The organism is bacterium (assembly GCA_020440705.1).
In the GTDB taxonomy this organism is placed as follows: Bacteria; Krumholzibacteriota; Krumholzibacteriia; order LZORAL124-64-63; family LZORAL124-64-63; genus JAGRNP01.
In genome coordinates this window covers 1-11,313 of sequence record JAGRNP010000126.1, presented here as the reverse complement: position 1 = coordinate 11,313, position 11,313 = coordinate 1, and the positions used below count along the sequence as shown (strand labels likewise).

Here is an 11,313-nt window from a genome sequence, read left to right as displayed (position 1 = left end):
GAGGGTGTCGCCCGCCGCGACCAGGGCCGCGCTGCGGGCCACCTCGAGGCGGGCCCGATGGAGGGGATTTTCCAGGGCCGTGGTCCAGGGGGCGCGCTCGGCCAGGAGGTCGGCCGCCGCGGCGGCCTGTCCGGACTCGACCAGGATCCGGGCCAGCAGGTCCAGGGCCGCCACGGCGGCCGCCGGGGTCAGGTCCGGGTGGGCGAGCAGTTCGGCGAGGACCTCCCGGGCCCGGAAGGGGCGCCCGGCAAGACGCTCGACCTCGGCCGTGGTGTGCAGGACGGCGACCTCGAGGTCGGAGCGGCCCAGCCCGTGGACCACGTCCCACAGCTCCCCGAGCCGGTCGCGGGCGTACGATGTCCGGCCGAGGGTGGCCTCGGCCAGGGCCAGGCCCTTGGCGGGAATGACCCAGGTGGCCTCGGACTGGCTCCGCCGCAGCAGGGACTCGGCCTCGCGCAGATGGTCGCCGGCGCGATCCGGCTCGCCGAGGTCGAGCAGCAGCGAGCCCAGGTTGTTGCGGGCGATCCCCGCGATGTAGAGCTGGCCGCGGGAGGCCGCCAGCTCCGCGACGCGGGCCAGCACCGCCGCCGCCTCGCCGTAGGACCCGAGGTTGTCCAGCACCGTGCCCAGCCCGTTGAGGGCGAAGAGCTCGCCGTCGGCGTTGTCCGCCGCCCGGTGCTGGGCGGCCGCCGTCCGGTAGAGATGGCGGGCCTCCTCGAGCCGGCCGTCGTTCCAGGCCCAGTAGCCGAGACCGATCCGCGCCCAGGCCTGATGGGTGACGTCCCCGGCGGCCACGGACTCGTCCAGCAGGATCGCGAACTCGCGCCGGGCCGCCTCCGCCTGACCGGTCTGGCCGAGCGCGACACCGTACCAGCGCCGGACCGGGCGCAGGTTCCCGCCGTCGTTCCCCGCCAGCGCCAGGGCGCGGGCTTCCTGCAGCGGCGCCAGGGCCGCTCCCGACCGTCCGAGGGCCACCTCGATGGCGCCGCGGCGCCGCAGCAGATTGCCGAGCAGGAGCGGGTCGGCGGCCGCCCGCGCCGCATCGATGCCTTCGTCGAGCACGGTGATGGCGGCGGCGGTCTCGCCGGCCAGCCACAGCGAGTCGGCGGCGGCCACGCGGGGATCGCCGGGCGTGTCCGCCGCCGCGGGCGACGACGCGACCAGGGTCGCGACCAGCAGCCCGCACAGACGGAGGCCGCGGCGGATCGCGGGCGATCCACGCAAACCGGTCCGGCGCCGACTGGTCGCAGGTGGCGTGGGCAAGATGGCTGCTGCCTTTTCTGGATTTTCCGGTTGGCCCCCGCGGCAGCGTAGCAGGTCCGGCACCGGCGCACCAGTCCGCGGGCCCCCGACGCGCCAAGCGGGCGCCATCACGGAGAGACGGCGCCCGGAAGCACGGGATCGGGAGGGATCAGTCCGCTTCGGAATCGAGCTCCAGTTCGATCTCGACCGCCATCTCCTCGGCGAACGCGCCGAGGCGACCCTCGAGCGTCTCCAGATCGAGGTCCGGCGCCAGAACGAACTCGGCCATGGCCCGGAAGAGCAGGTCGCCCGAGTTGGGCGCCGGCTCGGTCCAGCTGGCGAACTCGAGCAGGTTCACGCCCGCTTCGCGCAGCAGGCCGGTCAGGCCGCGCACGATGCCGGGCTGGTCGACGCCCACCGCCTCGATGGTGGCCAGGGGCAGGTCGCCGTCCACATCGTGCGATCCGTGCACCGAATGGACGTGCAGACCGGGCAGCGCCTCGATGGCCGCGGCCAGTTCGTCGCGCTGCGCACCCTCGACGGCGACGGCGATGATGCCGGCGAACTGGCCCGCCAGGTTGCTCATGCTGCTCGAAAGCCAGTTGCCGCCGTGGTCGGCCACGGCCGCGGACAGGCTCTCGACGATGCCGGGACGGTCGTCGCCCACGATGGTGATCACGAGATGGGACATGGGACGCGCTCCTGTTCGGATGGGGCCCGGCGACCGTGCCGGGTGCCCCCAATGTCGTGCCGCGGGGGGGATTCCTCAACCCGATTCGTGCCCTTCATCCTTCCGGCGTTGATCTCGGGGGCCGAATGATCCTAGAGTGGATGGCGCACCCGCCCCCCCCCCCCGCGGCGGGACCACGGTTCCGGAATGAAAGGCATCCGACATGAAATGGCAGGACCGCAGGCGCAGCTCCCACGTGGAGGATCGGCGCGGACAGAGGGTCGCGGGCGGCTCGTCGCGGGCCGGCGGCGACGCCGGACTCATCTTCGCCCTGTTGGCGCGCAGCAGCCCGCGGGCGCGGGTCGTGATCATCCTCGCCGCGTTCGTCGCCATGTTCGTGTTCAAGGTCAGCCCGCTCGCGCTGCTGGGCGGCGGCAGCGGCACGCCCGCGACCGTCCAGGAGGCCCCGGCTCCGGACGACGAGCTCGCGGCCTTCCTGGCCACCATGAAGGCGGACAACGAGGACGTCTGGACGCGGATCTTCGCCGCCCGCGGCCAGACCTACCGCCCCGCCGAGCTCGTGATCTACAGCGACCGCACGCCCATGCCGGGCGGGCTGGCCGATTCGCGCATGGGTCCGTTCTACCTGCCGGCGAACGCGACGGTGTACATCGATCCCGACTTCTTCCAGGAGATGAAGAGCCGCTTCGGGGCCCCGGGCGACTTCGCCCAGGCCTACGTCGTGGCCCACGAGATCGGCCATCACGTGCAGCATCTGCTGGGGTCCACCGATCGCGTGCACGAACAGCGGGGGCGGGTCTCCGAGGAGGAGTACAATCGGCTCTCGGTGCGGCTCGAACTCCAGGCCGACTTCCTGGCCGGGGTGTTCGCCCACCACGCCGACGAGATGTTCTCCTTCCTCGAGACAGGCGACATCGAGGAGGCCATGAACTGCGCCCGCGCCATCGGCGACGACACGCTGCAGCGCCAGGCCGGTCGGCGGGTCGTGCCCGACTCGTTCACCCACGGGACGTCCGCGCAGAGGTCGCGTTGGTTCATGAAGGGGTACCGGACCGGGGACATGGACGCGGGCGACACCTTCGGCATCCCCTACGACCAGCTCTGACGGGGGCTCCCCATTCGGACGGGGGATCGGAGCGATCCCGAATCGGGTATTGATGTGTCATGTTTAGACATGGTATGATTTTATGAGCAAATAGTCCTCCGTCATCCGCTGGCCAGGAAGGTCCCGCCGGATGCCGGAATCGTCCTCGCCCCGACTCGACAAGGTTCAAGGAAGAGCTGCTCGGTCCGTGCCCGCGGAGCCTCGCGATGACCCTGACGGCCGGAGTCCTCGCCTTCCTGCTGTTCGCCGCGCCGGGCGGCGCGGCCGTGCAGCCCGGCTCATTCCTGGAATACGTCGCCATCTGCCAGGCCACCGCCACGGCCGCCGCCGCAGACGCCTGCGGGGTCGAGCTCGCGGATCGGGACGTCGTCGCCGGCATCTATGCCCTGCGGCAGGGTCGTCCCCTGTGGATCCTCCGCCCGGACGCCGAGGTCGAGATCCCGGCCCTGATCGACCGCTTCGCCGACGCGGCCTCCCATGGACTGCACCCCGACCGCTACGATCCGGCCGGACTGCGCGACGCCGCAGTCGCGCTCGGCGGGGGCACGCCCCGGGAGCGGGCCGCCCTGGACGTCGCCCTGACCGCGGCCGTGGCCGGCTACACGGCCGACCTGGCGGGCTTCCGTCTGCAGTCCCCGGTCCGGGAGGAACTCGGCTTCGTCCCGCGGGCCGGTGGGAAACTGGAGTCGATCGTCGTCGGGATCGCCGACGGGACCGCGCCGCCGTCCGAAGCCGTCGAGACCGCCGCGCCGACCTCGACCGAGTATGCCGACCTGCGCCGGCTGTTGGGATCCTGGCGCGCGATCGTCCGGCGGGGCGGCTGGCCGCACATCGACGACGGGCCGACGCTGCGGCCCGGTGCCCGCGACGCCCGGGTGCCGGCTCTGCGCATGCGCCTCGCGGGCGGAGTCGCCGACGTCGCCGTCGAGGCCGCGGATGTCTACGACGAGGTTCTGCAGGCCGCCGTGCGCGACGCCCAGGCGCGCTTCGGTCTCGCCTGCGACGGCATCATCGGCCCGCGCACCCTGGCCGCCCTGAACGTGCCGGCCGCCGACCGCCTGCGCCAGATCGAGTTCAGCCTCGAGCGCCTGCGGGGGCTGCCGCGCCGGCTCGGCGAGCGGCACGTCCGCGTCGACCTGCTGCGCGGGACGTTGCAGGTCGTGGCGGGCGATACGGTCGAGATCTCCATGCGCACGATCATCGGCAAACCGGAACGGCCGACGCCGGTGCTGTCCAGCCGCATCACCTGTCTCGAGGCGAATCCCTACTGGAACATCCCGCAGACCCTGGCGCGCGAAGACGTGCTGCCCAAGCTGCAGCGCGACCCCGGCTACCTGCAGCAGCGGGGTATCCGCGCGTTCGAGACCTGGCGTCCCGGCGCGCCGGAACTCGACACGGCGGCGATCGACTGGCGGGCGATCGCGCCGGAGCAGCTGGCCTTCAAGCTGCAGCAGGTCCCCGGACCGGCCAATCCCCTCGGCCAGGTGAAGTTCCTCTTCGCCAACCCCTACAGCGTGTACATCCACGACACGCCGGGCGAGTACGAATTCACGCTGCCGGACAGGTTCTTCTCCTCGGGCTGCGTGCGCGTGGAGGAACCGGTCCGGCTGGCCCAGGCCCTTCTCGGCGACCGCTACGGCGAATTCACGGCGGCCCTGGACAGCGGCGCCACGGTCTCGTTCACGCTGCCGCGGCCGGTGCCGGTGCACCTGGTCTACCTGACGGCGTGGGTCGACGGCGCGGGGCGGCCGTGCTTCCGCGACGATGTCTACGGGGTGGTCGAGGAACAGGAGGAGGCGATCGCCGCCGGGACGCCGGCGCGGAACCTACCAGGAGCGGATCGGGCCCGTGTCGACGTGGACGAACCCGGAGCGCGGGTAGTAGCCGACGCCGCCGGCCCTCTCCGCTAGCGCCGCGGCCTGCAGCTGGCGTGCGGTGCGGCCCGACAGCTCGATGTCCACCGCCATGCCCTGCATGTGGTAGCTGCGCTTCGCGACCCCGTCGCTGTGGCGGCGCAGCATCTCGTTGGTCTGCGGGGCGCGGTAGCCGGAGAACACGCGGAAGGGTCGGGTCGATTCCAGCCTGCCGGCGAGGGAAGCCATCAGGTCCAGCAGCGCCGGGTCGATGGGCCGCATCTCGTCGGTCCGGTGGTCGCGCAGCAGGTGATCGATGGCCGCCAGGGCGTCGGGGAGCAGGCGACCCTGTTCCCGGTACGTGCAGACCAGACGCTCGCCGGTGTGCACGTTGAGCAGGTTGAGGGAGCCGATCGGCGCCACGCCGACGCGCCCGTCGCCGGCGGCGGCGTCGCCCGCCATCAGGCCGGCCAGCGACGGCACCGGCAGCAGGGTCGCGACGGCCGCCTTGCCGCAGATTCCGAGAAAGTGCCGCCGCATCATCGGCAGCCGGATCCGATCCTCGTTCAGGGCTTCAACCTCCGTGTCGTGCGGGAACGATCCCCGGCCGAATTGTGGCCATCGGGACCGTTGAGGGCAAGCCCGAGTTCGCGCGGCCTGCCCTCGACCGGCGATCGTCGGGTTTCACTCGTGTTCGACCCGGACCCGACCCGGTTGAGCCCGATTCCGCCGAAAAAAGGGCCCGGTCCAGCGACCGGGCCCTCCCCTTTTTCCTCCGGATCCCGCCTACTCGGAGATCGTCTTCGAGAGGCGCGGTTTCGCCTTGTTCGGATACTTCGGCGCGTCCGGAATGGTCCACTTGCCGGGATTTTCCGCGAGCTGCTGCAGCAGGAACTCCACGGCGTGGTCGAGCTGGGCATCCTTCCCGTCCACCACGTCCTTCGGCATGTTCACCACGACGATGTCGGGCTCGACGCCCCAGCCCTCGATGGGCCAGGTGCCGTCCAGGCCGTAGAGGCCGAACTGCGGGGGCGTGGTGCCGCCGCCGTCGACCATGTCCTGGTGGGGTTCGATGCCGGTCGAGCCGCCCCAGGTGCGCACGCCGATGAGGGTGGCCAGGCCCAGGCGCTTGATGGCCTCGGCGAAGAACTCGCCGTTGCTGTAGGTGTCGCCGTCGATGAGCACCACCAGCGGGCCGTGGAAGACCCGCTCGGGGTTGCGGCCGCCCTTGCCCTCGCGGGGCTGGGTCACGGCCCACAGCTCGCGCTCGAGCCGGTCGATGATCTGGTCGCCCACGAAGCCGCCGCCGTTGGAGCGGTCGTCGATGATCATGGCCTCCTTGCCGGTCTGCGGGTACCAGCTGCGACCGAACTCGACCAGGCCGTTCTCGCCCATGTTCGGCAGCTGGATGTAGCCCACCCGGCCGTCGGAGAGCCCGGTCACGTGGGCCAGGTTCCGATCGACCCAGTCGCGGTAGCGCAGGCCCATCTCGTTGCGCAGGGCCTCGACGCGCACGGTGGTCGCGCCCTTGGCCGTCGGCTTGCTGTTGGTGGTGACGCTGACCATGTGGCCGCCCCGGTCGATCAGCAGCGCCCACGGGTTCTCGCCCCGACGCACCTCGACGCCGTCGATGGCGATGAGGTAGTCGCCTTCGTGCACGCCCACGCCGGGCTCGGCCAGGGGCGACCGGTAGCGCGGGTCCCAGCTCACGCCGGGCAGGATGCGGCTGATGCGGTAGAAGTCGGCCCCGTTCTCGCTCGCGAACTCGGCGCCCAGGGCGCCGGTGCCGACGCGGTCGGCGCCGTCCTCGAAGTCGCCCCCGAAAATGTAGGTGTGGCCGATGTTGAGCTCGGCGATCATCTCGCCGATGAGGTAGTTCAGGTCGCCGCGCGTGCCGCAACCGGCCACGAAGGGCGCGTACTTGTCGTACATGGCCTGCCAGTCGACACCGTGCATGTTCGCGTCGTAGAACCAGTCGCGCTGGATGCGCCAGGCCTCGTCGAAGATCTGCAGGAACTCCTCGAGGCGGTCGACCCGCAGCTTCACCGCGCCCGGATCGATCTTGCCGTCGCCCACCTTGCCGCCCTTGGCCACCGCCACCATGCCGTACTTGTCGCCGGCCCGGTAGATGAGCTGCTTGCCGTCGGCGCTGAGGTGGTAGTTGGCGATCCCCTCGAGGATCGTCGTCGCCTCCTTGTCGGCCACGGCGTACTTCTTCAGGTCGAGGCGGCCGCCGGTGCCGTCGTCGACGTTCTGGTACTTGAGGAACTCGTACTCCGGCTTCTCCAGCATCAGGAAGCCGCCCTCGACGGCCTCCAGCCTGAAGTAATTGCCGGCCGGGACGCCCTCGCACACGAGCTGCCGCGCGGCCAGACCCGCCAGGTCGATCGCCGTGCCGGCGTCCTTCTCGTCCTTCTTCTCGTCCTTCTTCTCCTTGTCCGCCGCGCCGTCGTCCGCGGTCACGACCGTGTCCTCGCCGTGGAAGGGCGAGCGTTCGCCGTCCTGCAGCAGGAACAGGTAGGGCCGCGCCGTCTTCAGGAAGATGTGGTTCTGGTCCTGCCGGCCCATGGTGGGCTCGAAGGTGCGGCTCGAGAGGAAGTACAGGTACTTGCCGTCGGGCGAGAAGCTCGGCGACCAGTCCTGGGTCATGTCGTCGGTGAGCTTGTGGTTCTTGCCGGTCCGGGTGTCGTACAGCCAGATGGCCTCGTTCATGTTGCCGGTCTGGCTGGTGTAGGCGATCCAGCGGCTGTCGGGCGACCAGGCGTAGTCCATGATGCCCCAGCGCTCCCAGGCGTCGTCGTAGTCGCTGTGGGCGATCTCCTTCGCGCCGCCGCCCGCGGCGTCGACCAGGTGCAGCTTCAGGGACTTGTCGCTGAACACGAGCCACTTGGAGTCGGGCGACCACACGGGCTGGCGCATGAAGCCGTAGGTGCCGTCGGTGAGGGCCTTCCACTCGTCCCGGCCGTGCTGGTCGACGAGGTAGAGCTGCTCCTCGCCGCTGCGGTCGCTCACCAGGGCGATCCAGCGGCCGTCCGGACTCCAGGTCGCGTACTTCTCGCGCGACCCGGCGGTGCGCGTCACGTTCAGGGCGTCGCCCTCGTCGGTGGGCAGGTTCAGCACCTCGCCGCGGGCCACGACCAGGGCCCGCTCGCCGGCGGGGGAGAGACCGAAGGCGCCCGTGCGCGGCTCGGGGGTGACGAGCTCGGCCCGCATGTGGCGGCGATCGCTGGGAATGGTGATGGGCACCGCGGCCACCTGGCCGCTCGCCAGATCCAGGACGCTCAGACCGGAACCGTACTGGAAGACGATGCGGCCGTCGCCGAGCGAGGGGAACTTCACGTCGTAGTCGGTGAAGGTGGTCAGGCGCGTGACGGCCTCGGTGGCCGTGTCGTAGCGGTAGAGGTTCAGCGTGCCGTCCTCGCGGTCGCTGTTGAAGTAGATGGCGCCGTCGCCCCACATGGGGAACTGGTCGCTGCCGGCGAAGTCGGTGATCCGGCGGATGTCGCCGCTGGCGAATTCGACCACCCAGACGTCCTGGGCGTTGCCGCCCTCGTAACGTTTCCAGGTGCGCACGTGGCGCCCGAAGCGGTTGAAGGCCATGGCCTTGCCGTCGGGTGCGATGGAGGCCAGCGAGCCGCGGTCGACCGGCAGCTTGCGGGGCAGGCCGCCCGTCACGTCGACCACGTACAGCTCGGACGCGTACGGGGGCGCCTCGCGGTTCGAGGTGAAGATGACGGACTTGCCGTCGGGGGTCCAGTCGAGGGCCGTGCCGCCCGAGGGGTGGAAGGTCAGGCGCGTGGGCACGCCGCCCCGGGCATCCATCACGTACACGTCGCCGCCGCCGTCGTAGTCGGCGGTGAAGGCGAGCATCTTGCCGTCAGGCGAGAACTTGGCGGCCGTCTCGCGGCCCGGATGGGAGGTGATCCGGTGGGCGTCGCCCCCGGCGAGCGGCACCAGCCACAGGTCGTCCTCGTAGGTGAAGACGATCTGGCCGGCGCCCACGTCGGCGTACCGCATGACGTAGCCGGGCGCCTCGTCCGCGGCGAGGGCGAAGGGAGCGGCCGCCAGGATGGCGAGCAGCACGAGGAACGGGATGGATCGCAACACGGGATACCTCCGGAAAATGAATAATTCCCAGGGAAAAAGCCTGATTTGGGGCCGGCCGGAACAGGTCTCATTCGCAGCGCGACGAAGATTGTTGCACCGGGGCGCGGCTTGGGGCAAGGTGGATTCCGACACCGCGCCGCCGGAATTCCCCGGCGCGCCCGCCCGAAGGATGCCCGCCATGGACTGCCACATCCGCCCGGAGACGCCCGCCGACCACGTGCGCGTCTTCGAAGTGGTCAAGGACGCCTACGAGACGCCCTCGGAGGCGTTGCTGGTCAAGCGTTTGCGCGCCGAGGCATCGCCCCTCGTCTCCCTGGTGGCCGAGGTCGACCGGGTGGTCGCCGCGCACATCCTCTTCACGCCCGTGGCCATCGGCGACGCCCCCATGGGACCGAAAACCATGGGTCTGGCGCCCCTGGCCGTGCACCCGGACTACCAGGACCAGGGCCTCGGCTCGCAGTTGGCCCGCGCCGGCCTCGAGGCCTGCGCCGCCGCCGGCTGCGAGGTCGTCGTCACCCTGGGCCACCCCGACTACTACCAGCGTTTCGGGTTCAGCCTCGCGGTCGAGCAGGGCATCAGCTACGTCGGGCCGGAGTACGACCCCTTCTTCATGGTCAAGGAGCTGGTGCCCGGAGCCCTGGAGAAGTACAGCGGCGAGGTGCGCTACCACGACGCCATCGAGGAGATGGGGTAGTTCCGTGTCCTCGTCCCCGCGCTTCAGGGTTCCCCACGTCTTCGTCCTGCTGACCCTGGTGATCCTGGCCTGCTCGATCGCGACCTGGGTGATCCCCTCCGGCGAGTACCGGCGCGAGACGAAGTCGGTGCAGGGGCACGAGCGCACCCTGCTGGTGCCGGGCACCTACGAGCATCTCGACAAGCACGTCAGCGCCCGCGGGATCCTGCTCGACGAGAAAGTCCCGGACCGGGCCTCGCCCACCAGCCTGCAGGGATTCCTGACCGCCATCCCCCGCGGGCTCGAGGCCGCCGCCGACATCATCTTCTTCATCTTCATCATCGGCGGCACCTTCGGGATCCTGCAGCGCACGGGCGTCATCACGGCCGCCATCGGCCGCCTGCTGCGCCGCCTGGGCGACCGGGGCCCACTGCTGACGATCGTGCTCATGTTCGTGCTCGCCGTCGGCGGCTCGACCCTGGGCATGGGCGAGGAATTCATCCCGCTGGTCCCGGTCTTCCTGATCGTCGCCAAACGCCTGGGTTACGACCGCGTGTACGGCATGGCCATCGTGCTGGTGGGGTCGGAGATCGGCTTCGCCGCCTCGACCACCAACCCCTTCACGGTGAACGTGGCCCAGGGCATCGCCGAGTTGCCCCTCAACAGCGGCCTCGGCCTCCGGCTGGCCTTCTTCGCCTGCGCCATCGTCATCGGCATCGTGTATCTGCTGCGCTACGGCGCCCGCGTGAAAGCCGACCCCGCGGGCTCGGTGCTGGGAGACGAGGGCTTCGCCATCTCCGAAGACGCCGGCGACGAGACGGCCTACGCCGGACACCACACCGCCATCCTGCTGTCCTGCCTGGCCATCTTCGCCTTCATCCTCTTCGGGGTGCAGCGCTACGGCTGGTGGATGGCCGACATGGCCGGCGGCTTCTTCCTCATGGGCATCGTCGCCTTCCTGCTGGCGCGCCTACCCCTCGACGAGGCCGCCCGCGCGTTCGTCAAGGGCATGGAGGAAATGGTCGTCGCCGCCCTGGTGGTGGGCTTCGCCCGGGGCATCAGCGTGGTGCTCGAGGACGCCCAGGTCATGGACACCCTGGTGCACCACGCCGCCGGAGTGCTCGGCCGGGTGCCGCCCTACGTGGCCGCCCAGGGCATGCTCGTCTTCCAGACCACCCTGAACGTGCTGATCCCCTCGGGCAGCGGGCAGGCCGCGGTGACCATGCCGCTCATGGCGCCCCTGGCCGACATCCTCGGCCTGACGCGCCAGACCGCGGTCTTCGCCTTCACCTGCGGCGACGGCTTCAGCAACTCGGTGATCCCCACCAGCGGCATCCTCATGGCCATGCTGGCCCTCGCGCGGATCCCCTACCTGAAGTGGCTGCGCTTCATGCTGCCGCTGTTCGGCCTGCTCACGCTGCTGTCGGGGGTCTTCCTCGTCATCGCCGTGGCCATCGGGTACCGCTAGTGGCCGGCCTGTACGACGACCCCGTCTTGTATGACCTCCTGTACACGCCGGGCACCGCCGCCGAGGTGGACGCCCTGGAGCGGGCGGTGGCCCGGCACCTGGGACGCGGTCCCCACCGCTGGCTGGAGCCCGCCTGCGGCACCGGTCGCTACCTGCGCGTCCTGCGCGGCCGCG

8 protein-coding genes are annotated in these 11,313 nt (G+C 70.8%); 4 read left to right on the top strand and 4 right to left on the bottom strand.

The annotated features are described in order from the left end of the window. Both KDM41_15070 and KDM41_15065 read right to left on the bottom strand, forming a co-directional pair. On the bottom strand, positions 1-1,224 hold a 1,224-nt coding region (locus tag KDM41_15070; GenBank protein ID MCB1184748.1), incomplete at its 3' end, for a hypothetical protein. A 187-nt stretch (positions 1,225-1,411) separates the two neighbouring features. Further along, entirely contained in the window at positions 1,412-1,933 is a 522-nt protein-coding gene (locus KDM41_15065) for a glycine cleavage system protein R (protein ID MCB1184747.1), read from the bottom strand. 202 nt (positions 1,934-2,135) lie between these two features. On the opposite strand from KDM41_15065, the gene KDM41_15060 reads away from it, so the two are divergent. Both KDM41_15060 and KDM41_15055 read left to right on the top strand, forming a co-directional pair. Further along, positions 2,136-3,038, top strand: coding sequence for a neutral zinc metallopeptidase (locus tag KDM41_15060; protein MCB1184746.1), 903 nt, complete (start codon positions 2,136-2,138; stop codon positions 3,036-3,038). A 206-nt stretch (positions 3,039-3,244) separates the two neighbouring features. Beyond that, positions 3,245-4,948 carry a L,D-transpeptidase family protein gene (locus KDM41_15055; protein MCB1184745.1) on the top strand — a complete coding sequence of 568 codons (1,704 nt, stop codon included), beginning with the start codon at positions 3,245-3,247 and terminating at the stop codon, positions 4,946-4,948. Here the strand turns inward: KDM41_15055 and KDM41_15050 are convergent. Together KDM41_15050 and KDM41_15045 are read right to left on the bottom strand one after the other, a co-directional pair. Continuing rightward, positions 4,865-5,434: a DUF882 domain-containing protein gene (locus tag KDM41_15050; protein ID MCB1184744.1), complete on the bottom strand. Its 570-nt coding sequence runs from the start codon at positions 5,432-5,434 to the stop codon at positions 4,865-4,867. The genes KDM41_15055 and KDM41_15050 overlap by 84 nt on opposite strands. A gap of 243 nt (positions 5,435-5,677) precedes the next feature. Beyond that, positions 5,678-8,998 carry a PD40 domain-containing protein gene (locus tag KDM41_15045; protein MCB1184743.1) on the bottom strand — a complete coding sequence of 1,107 codons (3,321 nt, stop codon included), beginning with the start codon at positions 8,996-8,998 and terminating at the stop codon, positions 5,678-5,680. Between the two features lie 178 nt (positions 8,999-9,176). Between KDM41_15045 and KDM41_15040 the strand changes: the two genes are divergently transcribed. Beyond that, positions 9,177-9,692 carry an N-acetyltransferase gene (locus tag KDM41_15040; GenBank protein ID MCB1184742.1) on the top strand — a complete coding sequence of 172 codons (516 nt, stop codon included), beginning with the start codon at positions 9,177-9,179 and terminating at the stop codon, positions 9,690-9,692. A gap of 4 nt (positions 9,693-9,696) precedes the next feature. After that, on the top strand, positions 9,697-11,139 hold the full coding sequence (locus KDM41_15035; protein ID MCB1184741.1) for a YfcC family protein: 1,443 nt from the start codon (positions 9,697-9,699) through the stop codon (positions 11,137-11,139). The last annotated feature ends 174 nt before the right edge of the window (positions 11,140-11,313 follow it).